The sequence below is a fragment of the Psychrobacter sp. P11G5 genome, assembly GCF_001593305.1.
Lineage (GTDB): Bacteria > Pseudomonadota > Gammaproteobacteria > Pseudomonadales > Moraxellaceae > Psychrobacter.
Genome location: NZ_CP012533.1, coordinates 2,234,396 through 2,252,166, shown reverse-complemented (window position 1 = coordinate 2,252,166; position 17,771 = coordinate 2,234,396). Strand labels below are relative to the sequence as shown.

Sequence of the window (17,771 nt, the reverse complement as noted above, 5' to 3'; positions counted from 1 at the left end):
GCTTTGCATTAAAGTTCAAATACAGAAACGAATTAATAGAAACGAATCATAAGTCTTAATCGAATAGATTAAGCTGCGGCAGGATCTGGGTTGCAGGCATTAAAGATGAATAGGTTACACCTACAAGTCTGATAGGCAGTGTACGCGGTATATCTAAGAACAGCTTATCTAACCAATAATGTGCAGACTCTGCATTTATAAAAACAGTAGATAAGGTATATGAACGCGTTATTTGCGTAAAGTCAGCATATTTTATCTTGAGTGTAATGGTATAAGCAATAAGCTGCTTATTGTTCATTTGTCTGAATGCATCAGCGTTTTGCTCATAAATTTGTGCGCGTAATTGTTCGTTATCACTCAAGTTATCCCTAAAGGTAGTTTCTGAGCCGACCGATTTATGCTGACGTTCAGATTTCACTGGTCGCTCATCACGACCGTGGGCAATATCATGATAGAACTGCCCGCGCTTGCCGAACTCATTAACTAGTGATGCTGCGGGTACCTGCCGAAGATCAGCTCCATTACTTACGCCCATTGCGTGTAAGCGTTTGGCTGTTGCCTTACCAATTCCATGAAAGCGCTCTATAGGTAGCGTACTAATAAACGCTTCTGCGTCATTGGGTGTGATAATGGCGGTACCGTTAGGTTTATGGATATCAGAGGCAATCTTTGCCAACATCTTATTGAACGAAACGCCTGCTGACGCTGTTAGCCCTGTTTGCTCTAGTATCTGTGCCCTCAACCAGTTAGCCATCAATGTCGCTGAACCTTTATGCACTTGTAGACCCGTAACATCGAGATAAGCTTCATCTAAAGATAGCGGCTCAACACGCGGTGTTAAGCTATACATAATAGTACGAATCTGGGTGCTGACAGCACGATATACATCAAAACGCGGTCGTACGAATATTACATCTGGACAACGTTTGCGTGCCTCATAACAGGACATCGCAGAGCGCACTCCAAACTGACGTACCTCATAGCTGGCAGCGGCTACTACGCCACGTCCACTAGGATCTCCACCAACGACCAAAGGCTTACCACGATATTGTGGAAAATCCCGTTGTTCAACGCTGGCATAAAAGGCATCCATATCGAGATGAATAATCTTACGAGGGGCAGGTGAGGTAAAAGCTGTCATAAGCTCTATTTTACCTGAGTTTACGGATATTTTTGAGCAATACTTGCTAGATGTGGGGAGAGTATCAAACTTATAAAAATATAGTATTAGCTTATATATCAAGTATTTTGGATGTATAAACCTGATTTTGAATATATCACCATTCATTAACGCTTATAATTTTTATTGGGATGTAAAATCAGCATTTGCTTTATTTTTTTTACCACTTAAGAGTACATTCGTACCACTTATGACAATAAAAAAATAAGTGGTAGCCGACAGCACTATTAGTTTGTTAAGTTAAGTAATGATTAATCTAATTCATATCTTTTGGATAAGCACTTACTAATTTTACGTATTTAGTTTATCTAAAGAAAGTATGAAAACCATTTAATTAATCTGTAGATGTTACCGTCTAGATTTTCTAGCATATGATAGTTGTATAGACATCTTTTTTTAACTAAAAGTACGAAAGATAAAATCTTTAAAATACTATGATGTACTAAATATTCTAAACTTTCAATATAACTAATGACTGAGGAGTTTAAAATGAATAATCAGTTAAAAGGTAGCGACCTAACCCGAGCAATGCTGAAAAATGGCCACCAAAATATATGGTGTGCGGTCGATGACGAAAGTGATGAGCGTGCTATTACGGATCACGAAAACAACGACTTTACAGCCCGTATTATGTACTTTGAAAATGGTAAGTTTATTTGTACAAGCGGCGCACCATGGACTTACGCTGTACCTATTAAGATAGTTGCGCTTACACAAGAAGATGCAGGGTTATAAATATCTAGTAGCCATTGAGCTAAGGAGATATAACTAAGATGACTATTAAGGGTATGAGTTGGTACTGATGATTTCTTTGCTTTAATTAAGAAATAGATGAGGTTATTTGATAAATATAGGTATTTTAGTAAATATAATGAATGATTTTATGTTTATAATTTCTATTATTAGCTATTAGTATGGATAATGAAAAAAGATAATTGATATCTTTTTTAGTGTAAGGTTAATTTCTAAAGAAATAGCAAGAAGTAAAGCGATTATACAGAAAAAACAAATAGATTTTCTAAAAAAGCCCAGCTTAAATATATATAAATACTAATTTATATATATTTAAGCTGGGCTTTAATTTTTTAGTTCATAAATTAAAGTCAGGTTCTCTAAAAAATCAGATTGATAGTGAAATAAATTTAAGTTCTGGCTGAGAGCAGGTGAAAAATATCATTCTATAGCGATGAAACAACACATCAAGCGCGAGTATGTGCTTATCAAGAGCAAAGGAAGAGAGTTACGTTTTTCATATTTATCTATATTGTCTAAAAAAGAATTAGGTTTCATTAGATCATTTTTACATAGAAATGTACCCCGCCATCTGAATACTGATAACAAATTGCCTGAATGAGAGCTGTCCAACAAATAGGTGTCCGTGTTATGGAGAGCCTAGTCGAGAAGCCAAGTATGATTATAAATAGTAAACATGCGTTCATATACATAAAATCAAAAGTAAACAGTAGTATGTTTTTTAACCTTATTTCACTTATATAGTTTGTCTAATGAAAAGCTATTAGATAAACGTTATTTATGTTTTTGGAGTCAGTGACAACATCGAATTTATGTATGGTATGCGATTATAGGAGAATAAGGTAGGTTTTAATGACTATACATTACAAGAGTAATTAAGCATTGAAAACAATAATAAACAATTATTTGCTAAAAATTATAGAGTTTATTGAAATATTGTCAAGTATCTGTATAATCTACCTGAAAACGGACTATTATTTGTTCACTATTATTGCGTATTTTAATGAATTATTGCGCTTATTTTATTGCTTTACAATCCTGATGATACTGCATTTATGAACCCTATTTATCGTATTAAGCTTACTAATTTAAATCTGCTATCCATAATCCTTAGTACCTCTGTGCTGATCACAGGCTGTAGCATGGGCGCTAAAGAAAATACGCAGAATATAGTAAGCCAACCAGTAGTTAAGAAGTTAAACGGTCCTTCACTCGTTTATCTGGCTGACGCTATTGAGGTCAATACTTTACGTGAAGGAAATCTAGAAGCATGGATGACTGTAGCCAAAAATAACTATGTGTTAAAGAATTATTCACGGGCATTAAGAGCGGCTAATGAAGTACTTAGTGTTGATAGTCAGATTGTTGAAGCTCGTCAGATTGCCATGCTATCGGCTGTCAAGGTAATGGAGAGTAATGTAGACGCTTACCATGACAACGCATTGATGAATAGTCATGATAAGGCTAGGTTTAAAGAAACTTTAACCAGTATGACTACCTTAATTAATACCTCTGAATAAGCATCCTTTGGTTAAACTACTCTTGAGTAAATAGATGTATCAATCTAATACTAACAATAGCGAGCACCGACTTACGATGACCAGTATCAAAAGCAGTATAAAAGTCAGTATTAAGCTGCCTAAAGCTATTCTAGTGGGCCTATTTATCACGGGTTCAGTTATGGGAACAGCACATAGTGAGCTTGTCATACAAGAAAAAGATCCAGGTTCAAGCATCATTAATCAATATGCTAAGCTCAAAAATGCTGATGCAAAATCACCACAACTGCATCAATTAATTTCAGATTTAAATCAGAGACTGTCAAGCAATCCAAATGACTCTTTAGCATGGGAGATTTTGGCACAGATTTACTATAACAATGGCTATCACGCCTATGCTGTCTATGCAGCAAGCGAGGCGATTAATTTAGGTCAAAATACTTCTAAGCTCAAAAAAATATTGTTGAATAGCAGTGCTATTGTCTCCCAAAGCCAATTGCAATCAGATTACTTAACTGATGAGGTTGAAGCTGACTTCTTAAAAGAATATCAGTACGCCCTGAGCAAAATATACGGTGAAGTCTACGGTTTCAACTATGATGAGTCTTTACCAAAGCCACCAGCACCTGTCGTCAAGCCTAGAGCTGCAAAAACTAAAAGCCAACGCCGCGCATCCGTCAAAAGACAAGTTGCTCCTGTTAAAAGAAAGACAGCGGTAAAACAAAAGCTTGCTGCTAGCAAACCGGTTAAGCAACAGTCTACTCCTAGAAAAACAACTCCTATATCCACTGATCCATTCAAAAATGTACGTTCAAAATAGCAATTGCTGAGGTAACTTATTATGGCAAAGCAAGACAGTGTGCAAAAGAAACTCGCAAAAGTACGTGCTCCTCGGGTACATCTTACTTATGACGTCGAAGTTGGTGATTCGATTGAAACTAAGGAGATTCCCTTTGTGGTTGGCGTGCTGGGAGAGTTCTCAGGTGATTCTAAACTTGAGCAACCACGTCTTAAAGACAAAAAATTTGTTGAAGTGGATTTGGATACCTTTGACGAAGTAATGTCAGGTCTAGCACCGCGCGCAGCCTTTAGAGTTAGCAATGACTTAAGCGATAAAGGTGGCGAATTTGCGGTTGATTTAGCATTCAACAGTATTGATGGTTTTCGTCCTGAAGCTGTGGCTGATCAGATTGAGCCGTTAAAACAGTTGGTGCAAGCACGAGATCGCTTAGCAGATTTGCGCAACAAGATATCGGCTAATGAAAAGCTTGAAGATTTATTGGACGATGTGCTCAAGAATACTGAGCAAGTCAGGAAAATGGCAGAACGAAATCAAATTGACGGTGAGGATTAAGCGATGAGTGCCCAAGCCCAGCAGAATATAGTAACTGATTCATTAGATAATGAAAGCTACGACTTACTCGAAGAAATCGTCAATAAAAGTAATATTGCGAAGTCTGATGATGAAAAGAATCGCGCGAAGTCACAAATTGCAGAGCTGGCTAATGAAGTCATGCAAGGCACGGTGACATTATCAGATAATCTAGCGGCATCGATCGACGCGCGTATTGCGCAGATTGATGCGCTGATCTCTAAGCAGTTGACTACGGTTATGCATGCTCCTGAGTTTCAGAAGCTGGAATCTAGTTGGCGCGGTCTACATTACCTATGTAGTCAAACGCCTTCTGAATCAATGCTTAAGATACGCATGATGAATACTACTAAGCGTGAGCTTACCAAAGACTTTCAATCTTCGATAGATTTTGATCAAAGCACGTTGTTCAAAAAGATATATGAAGAAGAGTTTGGTAGTTTTGGCGGCGAGCCCTATGCAGCAATCGTTGGTGATTTTGAATTTACCCGCCAAAACTCTGATATGTATCTGCTTGAGCAATTATCTCATGTGGCTGCAGCTTCTCACGCACCGTTTGTATCGGCAGCATCAGCTGAGATGTTTGGGCTTGACTCATTTACTGACATTGGTCGTCCTAGAGATTTATCGAAGATATTTGAAACTGCAGAATACATACGCTGGCGTGCTTTTAGACAGTCAGAAGATGCTCGCTACGTGGCACTTACGGTTCCTAGATTCTTAGGACGTCTGCCTTATGACCCTAAAGAAGGAACAGTGGTTGAAGGTTTTAATTTTACGGAAGAAGTTTCTGGTACTGATCATAGCGATTATCTATGGGTGAATGCTGCTTATGCATTTGCTTCGCGTCTAACCTCTGCCTTCTCAGACTATCGCTGGTGTGCGGCTATTCGCGGTGTTGAAGGGGGTGGCTTGGTGGAAGGTTTACCTGTCCATACCTTTAAGACTGATGAAGGGGATTTGGCGCTTAAATGCCCAACGGAGATATCTATCACTGATCGCCGTGAAAAAGAGCTGAGCGATTTAGGTTTTATCCCATTAGTTCACTGTAAAAATACTAATTATGCGGCCTTCTTTGGAGCGCAATCAGTACAAAAAGCCAAAACTTACCAAAACGATGATGCTAATGCTAATGCTGTTTTATCGACCCAGCTGCAATATATCATGGCAGTATCCCGTATTGCCCATTACCTAAAAGCGATGATGCGCGACAAGGTTGGTAGTTTTTTAGCGCCTGGTAATGTTGAGTCGTTTTTGAACGACTGGATTTCTCGTTATGTCTTGCTAGACGACGGAGCCTCTCAAGAAGCCAAAGCCCAGTACCCACTGCGCGAAGCTTCTGTACAAGTTGTAGAAGTGCCAGGTAAGCCTGGTGTCTACAAGTCAGTGGTCTTTTTGAGACCACACTTTCAGCTTGACGAATTGTCTGTTTCTTTGCGTTTAGTCACTCAACTACCGCAGTCTAGCAACAGCTAATCGTTTATTAAAATCCAACGTTAAACGTAAACTTCTCAAAACAAGGTATGTGATATGAAAGATATTTATATTCAGTTCCGTGGTAAATACAAAATTGACGGCGAGTCTCGTGATAGCGAGCATAAAGGCTGGCTTGAAGTAAATACATGGGACCATTTGATCCGTCAACCAAAGTCAGCGACAGCCAGTAGCGTTGGTGGTCACACCTCTGAGCGCTGTGAGCATGCTGACATGACGTTTATGAAAGACTTGGATTCTACTAGCCCTAAGCTATGGGAAGCGTGTTCAGCTGGTTATACTTTCGATGAGATTCAAATTGATTTTTATCGTGCCAATGGTGATAAGCGCGTTAAATATCTTGAAGTTAAGCTTAAGCATGCACTTATCGCTAGTGTCGAACCTACTGTCCGTTCTGAAGGCGTGCCAATCGAAAAAGTCGGTATCAAGTATGCAGCAGTTGAATGGACTTACACGCAGCAAGATATCGATGGTACTGCTAAAGGCGCTGTGACTAAGAAGTGGTCGCTGGCTAATAACACTGCCACGTATACTGCTTAAGATCGGTAGTCTCACGTGTTATGCGTATATTGTGATTAAAAAGAAAGGTTTATATTTAGGCCTTTCTTTTTTTATTTTCTAAGATAGGAATGACTATATTAATGAATTACGCTGCTAAAGCATCTAATAAAGAAGTCGGGTTTCGTCCAAACTTGTTCGAGCAGTTATTTGATGACCAGCCTCGACACTTAGCGCATGAGCTTATTGTGCGTCGTCTAAATATTGAGGAGTTAAAATCTTCTGTTGCACGAGACTTGGAATCTTTATTGAATACACGCTGTGTGGTGTCCGATAAGCTGCAAGAATATAAACATGTGCGCTCATCTATTTTGAGTTTCGGAATACTAGACTTTGTAGGGCTAAGTAGTGCCAATCCAGCGGACTGCGATTACATTTGTCGTCAAATAGCACAAACCGTGGAGCAACAAGACACCCGTTTAAAAAACGTTAGAGTTTCACTGGATATTGGTGCCGTAGATGTTAATCAGCTTTGTTTTTCTATTGAAGCCTTACTGAAAGTTTATCCAGCGCAAGAGCTAGTGAGTTTCGACGCTTTCTTTGAGCCAAGCTCTCAACGTTACTTAATAAAATAATCATTATTAACTTAATGAAATAACTACTATTACCGCTCAATCTATACAGTTAGCAGCGATAAATATATTGAGGCACCATGGACAGTCTACTTCCTTATTTTGAGCATGAACTTAGCTTGTTCAATAAGCAGTCGAAAGAGTTTGCCAAAAAATATCCAAAAATAGCAAATAGGCTATTGATGGGACACGATACGGTAGATGATCCGCATATCGAACGGTTGATACAGGCTTTTTCGCTGATTAGTGCGCGCATTAATAAAAAGCTGGATGATTCATACGCAGATTTTACCGAGTCTTTATTGGAAGTCGTGTATCCCGACTATCTTAAACCTTTCCCTTCAGTATCCATCGCTCAATTTAATCTAGGTGTACAGGGCAATGCGATGAGTGAGGCTGTCTTAGTACCTAAACAAACCGCGTTCTCCACTCAAAAAATAAATGGCACTCCTTGTCAGTTTCAATCAACCCAAGACGTTACCTTGCTACCACTAGAGATCGATGCTGTCAGTTTTGAGACTCATCAAGAAGTGTATGACAATCAGCATGGACTGCTCAATGGTTGTATTAGTATTAAGTTTAAAGGTCTTAACCCAAGCTTTGATTATCAAACATTACTGGATCACTCGCTGGATTTATATATAGATGAAGATGCCAGTCAAGGTACTAGCCTGTGGGACTTGCTATGGTGTGATGTCAGACAAACTCATCTCCACGGTAGTCAAGTTAATAAAGTAGTTGGCAGTCCGTTTGAAATTATTGGCTTCGATCCTGAGCAGCAGATTTTGCCAACGCACAGAGTGAGTAATGCTGCTTCCGCTTTATTAAAAGAATATTTTTATTTTCCAGAAAAATTTAACTTTCTACGCTTAAATCTTGGTCATGCTTGCCCTGAACTAAAAATTGATAGCAGTGGTTTTAAGATTCGTTGTTATTTTAAGTTTGATAAAAAGAACACTATTCGCCTAAAAAACCTGCAACAGCTGAGTGCAAGCAGTATCAAGTTATTTTGCACGCCAGTCGTAAATCTATTCAAGGCAGCAGCCAAGCCAATTCAAGTGACTCATCGTTCTATCTATTATGACTTAGTGCCCGATACCCGCGCGCTCTTTCAGCATGAAATCTATGAGGTCAATAAAGTCATAGAGTCCAAACAAAATGATAACCGTTTAGTACAGCGTGAGTATCATCCATTTTATGCGCTGAATCATTATGAGCAGCAAGATGAAGGTCGTTATTATCATATTAAGCGTGATAAGGATATGGCTGAATTTAAGCAGGGTTTTGAATATCAGATTATGTTTGTAGAAAAGAGCCGAGAAGATTTGTCAGGTGCGGTCAGTATGAGTGCTTCTTTGCTATGTACTAATAGAGACTTACCTGCGCAAGTGGTGTTCGGTCAAAGTCGCGGTGATCTGTTTAGTGAGGGTATGACAGGCTTTAGTAGTCTGTCATTGTTAAAGCAACCAACCAGAACCGCACGTTTTGAATACACTGGTGAAGAGCGCTGGCGACTGATATCACTAATTAGTTTAAACTTTCTATCACTTGCCGCCCAAGACGCTGAGCTGATGAAAGAGTATCTATCACTGTACGACATTACCCAATCAGCCTCAAATAAACTTTTGGTCGAAGGCATTGTCTCTGTTGCGACCAGTATTAAAGCTCGGCGTATTCAACGTTTGCCACAACCAGGATTTGTGCGTGGAACCGAGATTGATATTCGCATTAATCAAAAAAACTTTGCTGGTGTTAGTATCCGTCAGTTTGCCCATTTACTGGCTCATGTTTTTGGTTATCACGCCAGCTTAAATAGTTTTGTTGAAGTTGTGATTAGTGATGCCGTAACCAAAGAGGAGATATATAGATGTCAGCCACGCAGTGGTCTCAGTCCTCTTATTTAACGGATCTAATCGCTACGCCGCAAGCCTACGATCTATTGCAGGCGTTACGTTTGGTTCGTCATGAAGCCAGTATGGGGCATGCATCTATCGAGGTGCGCTACCGTGCATCAATGTCTTTGGCGTATCCACAAGCCGAGATTGAGTCGATGTCACTAATCGCACAAGACAATATGGACGACAATGCTAATCAAATAAATGCCAGTCAAGTAAAGGTTAGACAATTAGAGGTTTACCCATCGGTCATCGGACTTACTGGCCCAATGTCTGTCTTACCAGCGATGTATACCGATCAGCTAGCATCGAGAGTACATCATGCAAAAGATAAAGCGGCACCTGCATTTTTAGACTTGTTTAACCATCGTCTGACTGACTTATATGTCCAAGCGAGCTGGTTTTATAATTTGCCGTTGCAGTATGAATTAAACGATAAAAAGGACAGTTATCTACTAAGCCTGCGAGCTCTTGCGCGTCAGCCCAAGAAATTGACGGCAATAGACAGCTTGATTGCCTATGCTGGCATGATTGCCCCAGGACGTCTGACTGCCGATCAATTAGCACATATATTATCACATTTTTTGGATAGCACGGTCAGTGTTCAGCAGTTCGTTCCTGAGTGGTTTGATCTACCAGCTACCGAACAGACAGCGCTTGGTGGGCAGTATGCAGCGCTTGGTGTGTCAGCATTTTGCGGCGCGCGTGCCGTGCAGTTCGACAGTAAGATTAGGATAGTATTTCATCAATTGGATGCTAAGCGCTATCTCAGATTGTTGCCAGCAGGCGATATGTATCGAGTCATCATTGATTTTATTCGTAAATGGTGCGGTGTATGTTTGGCGGTCGAGATGCAGCTAGAGCTGGACAAGCAATATATTAAGCCTTTGTCGTTATCTGAAGATGGTTTTGGTGGTTTAGGGCGCGGTGGTTTTTTAATATCGCAGCCTGCTACTCAGCATCATGACGACACCCGTTATGCGTTACCTATTCAGTGAAAGTTATAACACAATAATAGGGTTCACAAGAAGAGGGTTATAGCTCAGGAAGACAAGCATCAACCTTCGCCAATTCAGTTAGAGAGTAGTCAGTTAGAAAATTGGAATTGGGTTTATAAATATAATTTTAAATCAAATGAGAATGTCAAAGGAAAAGATTTATGAGCCAACTAAAAGCTGTTATTACCCGTTTAAGTCCAAGCTGTCGACAGTGTTTGCAGCAGGCAGCTAGGCTTTGTATCAATAACGGGCATCGCGAAGTCGATACCATCCACTTGCTACATGAACTTATTGCTACACCAAACAATGACGTGGATCAGATATTAAAAGTTAGTAAGATTAATCAGCAGCTATTATTATCGGAGATAGCAGATTTACTAACTGGTTTTAGTCAGGCAACAGGCTCAACTCCTGTATTTAGTCAGGGCTTGATGGCTTTGTTAGAAGATGCGTGGGAGTTAGCGAGTAGCCTACATGGACAAAGTGAGAACAAAAACAGTCCGCTAGAAATTCGCTCAGGTCACATACTATTAGTTCTATTGGCTTATGAGCGTTACCAGTCACTACTCAAGACCTTGCCGGAGCAGCTACAGTATATCGATCGCTTTACCCTCAAGGACGATTATGATCGCCAATGTTTCGGTAGTACCGAAGGTAGTGGCTCAGTTAAATCAGACAAAGCTGCGTTAAGTGAGAATGCCAATTTTGATAGTGCAAAGTCTGATGGTTCAAAGTCTGATAGTGCTGATTCTGATATCAGTCACGATCAATCAGATATTAGCCAGACCACCAAGCAGCCCACACCTGCCTTGGATAAATATACTTATGACCTAACCGCCAAAGCCAGTGCTGAGCAAATAGACCCAGTCATTGGGCGTGAGTTTGAGATTCATCAACTGATCGATATTTTGATTCGCCGTCGTCAAAACAATCCTATCTTGACGGGTGAGGCAGGCGTTGGTAAAACTGCTGTGGTAGAAGGCTTGGCACAAAAGATAGTCGCCGGTTATGTACCTGATCAATTAAAAGACGTGACGATACGCAGTCTCGACATGGGGCTACTGCAAGCAGGCGCAAGTGTCAAAGGCGAGTTTGAAAACCGCTTAAAGCAAGTCATAGAAGAAGTTCAAGCCTCATTACACCCAATTATCTTGTTCATCGATGAGGCGCATACGCTTATTGGTGCTGGCGGGCAGGCTGGTCAAAATGATGCTGCAAACTTGCTTAAGCCTGCACTGGCTCGCGGTGAGTTAAGAACGATTGCTGCTACTACTTGGTCAGAGTACAAAAAATACTTCGAAAAAGACGCTGCCTTATCGCGCCGCTTCCAAGTCGTCAAAGTAGATGAGCCTGATATCGATACGGCGGTCGCGATGATTCGTGGTTTGAGTGCCAAGATGCAAGAGCATTTCGGTATATTGATAGACGATGATGCGCTACAAGCTGCGGTCGAGTTGTCAGCACGTTATATCAGTGATAGACAACTGCCCGATAAAGCGGTAAGTGTATTAGATACGGCGGCTGCACGCGTAAGCTTATCAAAGACTGCCATTCCTAATCAGCTTGATAGGCTAAAAGCCAAGGGTGTACAGCTAGAGCAACACATTAGTAATCTCAGTCAGCAGCTTGAGCGTATTGGCGGTGTTGATGAAAAAGAAAAAGTTAGCCAACAAATTGCAATACTCGACGAGCAGCGCCAGACGAATCAACAAAGTATTGCTGATATGACGAGCCGCTGGCAGGAGCAACGTCAGCTTAACGATCAGCTTGATGCGCTCAATCAGCAGTTGAATAGCGAGCTAGATGACTCTAATACTCTTAATGCAAAAGCGCGCTTAGAAAAACAAGCAGAGTACCAAAATATTGAGCAGCAATTAAAAAAAGTACAAGAAACGCAGCGTCTTATACATGCGGTACTAGATCGTCAGGTCATCAAACAGATTATTTCAGATTGGACAGGTATCCCTTTAACAGACATGGCAGGTAACGAAAAAAACCACATATTGACCTTGGCTGATACTTTGCAAGAGCGCGTCATTGGACAAGACCATTCTGTTGCCGCTATTGTCAAGCGTATTCATACAGCGAAAGCACGCTTAGATGATCCTAATCGTCCGCAGGGCGTGTTCTTATTAGTAGGGCCAAGCGGCGTTGGGAAGACAGAAACGGCATTGGCACTATCTGAAGTATTATATGGAGGAGAGCGTAATCTAATCACGATTAACCTGTCCGAATATCAAGAAGCTCATAGTGTAGCGTCTTTAAAAGGCTCGCCACCAGGCTATGTTGGTTATGGCGAAGGGGGCGTATTGACTGAGGCCATCAGACGCCGACCTTATAGTGTTCTATTACTTGATGAGGTGGAAAAAGCCCATCCGGACGTTTTGGATTTATTTTATCAAGTGTTTGATAAAGGGGTAATGGAAGATAGCGAAGGGCGTTTAATCGACTTCAAGAATACTCTTATTTTGCTGACCAGTAATATTGGTTCCTCTACTATTATGCAGCAATGTATCAATACTGATCCTACTGTTACTGATTTTAGCTTACCCGACAGTGACAGCCTAAAACAGGCAATCAACCCGCATTTGTATAAAGCCTTTAAACCAGCATTTTTGGGCCGTCTGACGGTGATACCTTACTATCCATTGACTGATGACGCGCTAGCGGAAATTATTCGCCTTAAGCTAGATAAAATCACTGGTCGTATTCGTGATAATTATGACGTCCCTTGTATCGTCGATCCTGAGGTTATTGAGCTAATTTTATCGCGTTGTCATGAAGTTGACTCTGGTGCACGCAATGCGGACGCTATTATCAGTCATACGTTGCTACCGCAGCTGGCAGGTCAGCTACTTGCTCATGATGATAGTCAAAGTGTACTGAAAAAGATTACGGTATTCGTCGATGAGAATGACGATTTTGCTTATCGTCTCGACTGCGATGCTATTGTGGCTCTCAATCAAATGGCGCAACACAGTGAAGATGAGACTGATGCTAATTCTGACACTGAGAATAATACTAATATTAATGCAAAAAGCCAGCTTAAAAGTAGCAGTAAAGATCAAGTCAATATAGTAACAACCAAGCAGCTAACTGCAAAACAGCCGGCCAGTAAAAAGACCTCTACAAAAAAAGCTACTACCAAAAAGACTCCAACGAAAAAAACGGCAACCAAAAAGATTACTGAAGAGGATTTATCATAATGAGTGTTGACCATTCTTCGTTACCCAGCATAAAAACTCTTATAGCGCCTATTGCGGATAGTCATCAAGGTGTCGGTGAAGACCTGACCTTTGACCCACGCATCGATGCTATCGTTGCTGCTCGTCAAGAAGATGATCCACTGCTGGCGCAAGGTAACTGGGTCACTGAACTCAAAGTCGCTGATTGGGACTTTGTGAAAACTCAATGTACCGAGTTGCTGACTAATACCAGTAAAGATATGAAGCTAGCACTATGGTATGTCGATGCGCTCAGTCATACCGATCATCTAGCAGGCATTAGTCATGGGCTACGCTTGCTACAGGAATTAAATGATGAGTATTGGCTCACCATGTATCCACCACTAGATGGTGAAGACGATAGTATGGATATCAGAGCAGGTTTGCTATCGTGGTTCGTCAAAGCTTTAACAGATGATCTCAAGCGACTATCGCTCTCTGATACTAAGACTGGCAATCATAATTATAATTACTATTTGACCGCTCGTGACCATGATAAACAGCGTCAGCAAAATCCAGATAGTGAAGCCAGTAATCAATTAACACTTAGTGATTATAACCAAGCTATTAAGAACAGTAGCGAGTCTTGGCAACAATCATTAATGACTGAACTTAGTAATATAACTACTCAATGGCAGGCCTTAACTGATCAGCTTAACAATCTAATGGGTATGGATGCTCCGGTCTTCGCACCAGTGACTGATTTATTAGTTGCGCTCAAACAACATTTGCAACCGTTGATACCTGAACAATTTGGTAATGCAGATAAGACTATTCAAGAGAGTATAAATGATGCGAATGTCTATGATAATAGTGATGAGGATGTGACATCAAAGATTGGTGGGCAGCCGCCCGCTTCAACAAACGTCACGTCAACAAGCTTTAATCCTACCAACCGCGATCATCAAAGCAACCGTCGGCAAGCACTCAAACTATTAGGGCAAATCCAAGACTACTTTGCAACCAATGAGCCGCATAGTCCAGTGACATTTTTACTCGGTCGGGCTATTGATTGGGCAGATATGCCACTGGACCAATGGTTGGCTCATATCATTAAGAACGAAGATCAGTTATCCACACTGTCGGACATGATTGGTATCCAGCCCAAACGTGAGTCATCTAATGATAGCTATTGATTCGTTTGTTAATTGGACAGTTGGTTGGAATATTAATTGGATTTGGGCTGTCGGTTGACTTGTAGTCTATACAAAATATTTAAACCTTGTAATTTTAAAATTTAAACCTTGGACTTAGAGAGAAGGGCACTTCATGGTATGGACTCAAACAAAGCGGCACGTGCAACTTACTAGTGCCCATCCTGATATTGCTACCAGTCTTATTCAGCAAGCGGACCTCATCGAAAGCCTGCTTGGCATGGTACTGCCTGAAAGCGTTTGGGATCAGCCTGCTTTAATGCCCACACCTGATGTCTATCCAAGTCCCTATCATCATGACCAACGAGCGCAGTCCTATCAGCAGCGCCAGTTTGCCCTCTATTGTGGTTATCGTATTAGCATCACCTTACTGCATCCACAAGCAGGACTGGATACCAAAGACTGGATAGGCCAAAGTCTCGCCATCCATTGGCACACAGGTGACACTCTACTGCCGAGTCAAATTCGCCACGGCATCATCACCGAAGTCATCGCCCTTTGCAGCAACAGCGGTATGGCCGCCTACCGCATCATCTGCGAACCTGCTCTTAGCCAACTACGCCTAAACAGTCATAACCGCCGTCATCACCACCTCAGTCTCAGTGAGCTGATCACTCAAATCATAAGCTCGTACGATATGGATGTGGAGATAGACGAGCGCTTAAGTAGCGCCAGCGATTACCATATACAGCACAGCGTCCAATATAACCAAACCGATCTGGCCTACTTAACCCAATATCTCACTCTATACGGCATCACCGGTTACTACCGTCATGAGGCAGACAAACACACCTTAGTGCTACTACCACACGACAGTGAAGCCTTACGTCCAGATCATAACGATATCCAAAGTATCCTTAGTCAAAACCCCACCAGTCTCGCCGATAGACAAGACCGCATCACTGCCATTCGTCCCTGTATTGCACAGCATACCCAGCATAGCGCCATACATCGCTATGACAACCGATTAGTAGGCACCTATACCGGCAGCAGCACCAACGAGCAACCCATAAATACAGACAGCCCAAGCAGCCATAGCCGCTTCCTGCACAGTCATAGCTACCTAAATGACGACGGACTAACTGCGCTTGCCACCCGCTATCAGCAGAACGCGCAGCAGCATGCCAACCTTGGCAGCCTAACCGGCAATATTCGCCATCTGAGTCTACCAAGCGCCCATTTCATCAGTGGCAACCCGTATCTCACAGAGCCTCTGTGCCTAGTCTCCATTCATCATAGTATTAACAATCACATACCCGCAGACTGGCTCGGCGTAGCACCCTTTGACCCCTTAACCCTACAGCCCAACCCAAATCTAAAGCGCCAGCAAACCGATGACATCAATAATAACAATGAAAACGTCCACCACATCACGGCTTGCTATCTGCCATTTCCGCATCATCACCATATCCCCTTTGGTGAGCAGCTAAGCGAGCTTGGCGCATCGCATCCGAGTCTCACAGGACTCATGAGCGCCAGCATCATAGACACCGATAGCAGCGCCATTACTCATGACCGCAACCATCGCGCCCATATCAGATACCATTGGCAGCGTGAAGACAGCACTGAACAAAGCAGCGACAATAGCAACGACAGCGCCCATTGGATACCCATCGCCAGTCATCTCGTCGCCGACCACATGGGACAGACTCATCCGCTACGTCATGGGCAGCACGTCCTCATTGACTTTATCGGTGGTGACATCACCCATCCCATCATTATTGGCAGCACCCACAACGGCCAAGGCAACGATAACGCCCAGCACAACCGCATTGCCAGTGACACAGACTTCATCGACGCCACCAGTCCTGCTTGGTTCATCAACTCAAGCCATGCCCATCCCATCGACGGCATCAAAACCCAAAGCATCGACTCCAGCCGCACAGGAGACGCCACCAAAGACCATCTCAGCAACGGCTACAACCAGCTGATGTTTGACGCCCATCCTGACAGTCCGCAGATTAACCTCTACAGCAGCAGCTATCAATCCAGTCTTACCATTGGTCACCTGTATCAACACAGCGACCATACTCGTGGTCAAGCAAGAGGACAAGGCATCAGTATCGAAACTGAAGCCGCTGCCAACGTCCAAGGCAGCACCGGCATTCATATCAGTAGCAGGCAGTCAGATCCCTCATCAAACTCTCACATGAGCCATAACAGTCATAGCAAACTACAAACCGCGGATCAGCACCAGCAGGCCTACAAGCAGCTGACTGAGGCTCATCAACCAGTCGGGATAGAGAGCACAAACAATAAGAAAAGCAACAAAGCAGGCAGTAATCAAAGCGGCAGTAACGAAGACAGCCAAACCCCATTTGCCGAATTTAGCAAAGACACCAGTGACAGTGCGCTAAGCGAAGCAGGACAATGGCAACAGCCTAACGTGCTCATCGACTCCCAGCGCCATCTAGCGATGCTCAGCGGACAACACAGCCAGCAGACCAGCACATCGAGCACGCATAGTCATGCGACTGATAACACCCATTATCATAGTCAAACCCAGATGAACCAATTAGTCGCTGGCGATATTCACTATTACGCAAACAAAGCGCAAACCCATACCGCTGCCCATGGTGATGTGACCATTCAAGCACACCAAGACGAGATGCGCCTTGATAGTGAGCAGATATTGCGTATCCATAGTCGCGACAATATCGAGATTATCGCACCTGATACGCTGACCCTAAAAGCAGCAGGTAGTGGTATTGAGATGTTAGGTGGTAAGGTAACTTTCATCACACCGAAGCAAGTGGGGTATAAAGCGGGTAAGGTGAGTTGGGGGAAGGGGGGTGGTACAGGGTCTCCTGCTGTGCATCTGCCGACGGCAAAACTGCCTGAGAACCTGGATTACTATCTTCGCTATATCGTACATGACCAAGATGATAATCCACTTCCCTTTACCAAATGTATGCTAATTAAACCTGATGGTTCAACCGAGATACATACTACTGATTTTGAAGGTAAGTTAAATCTAATTGTTGATGATGCATCGAAAGACTATGAATTGCATGCCATTGTCCATGAAGAAATTGATTTAGACGACGATAGCGTAGAGGAGGCAGAGTAATT

13 protein-coding genes are annotated in these 17,771 nt (G+C 42.2%); 12 read left to right on the top strand and 1 reads right to left on the bottom strand.

All coding sequences use genetic code 11. The features are described 5' to 3' along the window. Positions 1-55 precede the first annotated feature (55 nt). Positions 56-1,141 carry a DNA polymerase IV gene (gene dinB, locus AK825_RS09060; RefSeq protein ID WP_068036468.1) on the bottom strand — a complete coding sequence of 362 codons (1,086 nt, stop codon included), beginning with the start codon at positions 1,139-1,141 and terminating at the stop codon, positions 56-58. Between the two features lie 528 nt (positions 1,142-1,669). Here dinB and AK825_RS09055 point away from each other — a divergent pair. The 12 genes from AK825_RS09055 (at position 1,670) to AK825_RS09000 (ending at position 17,769) form a co-directional block, all read left to right on the top strand. Next, positions 1,670-1,915 carry a hypothetical protein gene (locus AK825_RS09055; RefSeq protein WP_082785684.1) on the top strand — a complete coding sequence of 82 codons (246 nt, stop codon included), beginning with the start codon at positions 1,670-1,672 and terminating at the stop codon, positions 1,913-1,915. Positions 1,916-3,075: 1,160 nt separating this feature from the next. Next, positions 3,076-3,453 (top strand): hypothetical protein, encoded by a 378-nt coding sequence (locus AK825_RS09050; protein WP_149038757.1) that lies wholly within the window; start codon positions 3,076-3,078, stop codon positions 3,451-3,453. A gap of 76 nt (positions 3,454-3,529) precedes the next feature. Then, positions 3,530-4,252, top strand: a complete 723-nt coding sequence (locus AK825_RS09045; protein WP_149038756.1) for a hypothetical protein — start codon at positions 3,530-3,532, stop codon at positions 4,250-4,252. Positions 4,253-4,273: 21 nt separating this feature from the next. Further along, positions 4,274-4,786: a type VI secretion system contractile sheath small subunit gene (gene tssB / locus AK825_RS09040; RefSeq protein ID WP_068036458.1), complete on the top strand. Its 513-nt coding sequence runs from the start codon at positions 4,274-4,276 to the stop codon at positions 4,784-4,786. A gap of 3 nt (positions 4,787-4,789) precedes the next feature. Then, positions 4,790-6,280: a type VI secretion system contractile sheath large subunit gene (tssC, locus tag AK825_RS09035; protein WP_068036456.1), complete on the top strand. Its 1,491-nt coding sequence runs from the start codon at positions 4,790-4,792 to the stop codon at positions 6,278-6,280. A 54-nt stretch (positions 6,281-6,334) separates the two neighbouring features. Then, entirely contained in the window at positions 6,335-6,838 is a 504-nt protein-coding gene (locus AK825_RS09030; RefSeq protein ID WP_025651832.1) for a type VI secretion system tube protein Hcp, read from the top strand. 101 nt (positions 6,839-6,939) lie between these two features. Next, on the top strand, positions 6,940-7,431 hold the full coding sequence (tssE, locus tag AK825_RS09025) for a type VI secretion system baseplate subunit TssE (protein ID WP_068036454.1): 492 nt from the start codon (positions 6,940-6,942) through the stop codon (positions 7,429-7,431). A 77-nt stretch (positions 7,432-7,508) separates the two neighbouring features. Further along, positions 7,509-9,332, top strand: a complete 1,824-nt coding sequence (gene tssF, locus AK825_RS09020) for a type VI secretion system baseplate subunit TssF (RefSeq protein WP_068036452.1) — start codon at positions 7,509-7,511, stop codon at positions 9,330-9,332. Next, on the top strand, positions 9,296-10,321 hold the full coding sequence (tssG, locus tag AK825_RS09015) for a type VI secretion system baseplate subunit TssG (RefSeq protein ID WP_068036450.1): 1,026 nt from the start codon (positions 9,296-9,298) through the stop codon (positions 10,319-10,321). Before tssF ends, tssG begins: the two co-directional genes overlap by 37 nt. Before the next feature lie 161 nt (positions 10,322-10,482). Then, on the top strand, positions 10,483-13,527 hold the full coding sequence (tssH, locus tag AK825_RS09010) for a type VI secretion system ATPase TssH (protein ID WP_068036448.1): 3,045 nt from the start codon (positions 10,483-10,485) through the stop codon (positions 13,525-13,527). Further along, the gene (gene tssA / locus AK825_RS09005; RefSeq protein WP_068036446.1) at positions 13,527-14,681 is read left to right on the top strand and encodes a type VI secretion system protein TssA; all 1,155 of its coding nucleotides are present in this window, start codon (positions 13,527-13,529) and stop codon (positions 14,679-14,681) included. Before tssH ends, tssA begins: the two co-directional genes overlap by 1 nt. Positions 14,682-14,814: 133 nt before the next feature. Then, complete coding sequence (locus AK825_RS09000) at positions 14,815-17,769, top strand: contractile injection system protein, VgrG/Pvc8 family (RefSeq protein ID WP_068036444.1); 2,955 nt, start codon at positions 14,815-14,817, stop codon at positions 17,767-17,769. Positions 17,770-17,771: the final 2 nt, after the last annotated feature.

Excerpts from the sequence above, each read along its gene's own strand:
- tssA (WP_068036446.1), top strand. The coding sequence starts at position 13,527 with ATGAGTGTTGACCATTCTTCGTTACCCAGCATAAAAACTCTTATAGCG.
- tssE (WP_068036454.1), top strand. The coding sequence starts at position 6,940 with ATGAATTACGCTGCTAAAGCATCTAATAAAGAAGTCGGGTTTCGTCCA.
- dinB (WP_068036468.1), bottom strand. The coding sequence starts at position 1,141 with ATGACAGCTTTTACCTCACCTGCCCCTCGTAAGATTATTCATCTCGAT.
- AK825_RS09050 (WP_149038757.1), top strand. The coding sequence starts at position 3,076 with ATGGGCGCTAAAGAAAATACGCAGAATATAGTAAGCCAACCAGTAGTT.
- AK825_RS09055 (WP_082785684.1), top strand. The coding sequence starts at position 1,670 with ATGAATAATCAGTTAAAAGGTAGCGACCTAACCCGAGCAATGCTGAAA.
- AK825_RS09045 (WP_149038756.1), top strand. The coding sequence starts at position 3,530 with ATGACCAGTATCAAAAGCAGTATAAAAGTCAGTATTAAGCTGCCTAAA.
- AK825_RS09000 (WP_068036444.1), top strand. The coding sequence starts at position 14,815 with ATGGTATGGACTCAAACAAAGCGGCACGTGCAACTTACTAGTGCCCAT.
- AK825_RS09030 (WP_025651832.1), top strand. The coding sequence starts at position 6,335 with ATGAAAGATATTTATATTCAGTTCCGTGGTAAATACAAAATTGACGGC.
- tssB (WP_068036458.1), top strand. The coding sequence starts at position 4,274 with ATGGCAAAGCAAGACAGTGTGCAAAAGAAACTCGCAAAAGTACGTGCT.
- tssF (WP_068036452.1), top strand. The coding sequence starts at position 7,509 with ATGGACAGTCTACTTCCTTATTTTGAGCATGAACTTAGCTTGTTCAAT.
- tssC (WP_068036456.1), top strand. The coding sequence starts at position 4,790 with ATGAGTGCCCAAGCCCAGCAGAATATAGTAACTGATTCATTAGATAAT.
- tssH (WP_068036448.1), top strand. The coding sequence starts at position 10,483 with ATGAGCCAACTAAAAGCTGTTATTACCCGTTTAAGTCCAAGCTGTCGA.
- tssG (WP_068036450.1), top strand. The coding sequence starts at position 9,296 with ATGTCAGCCACGCAGTGGTCTCAGTCCTCTTATTTAACGGATCTAATC.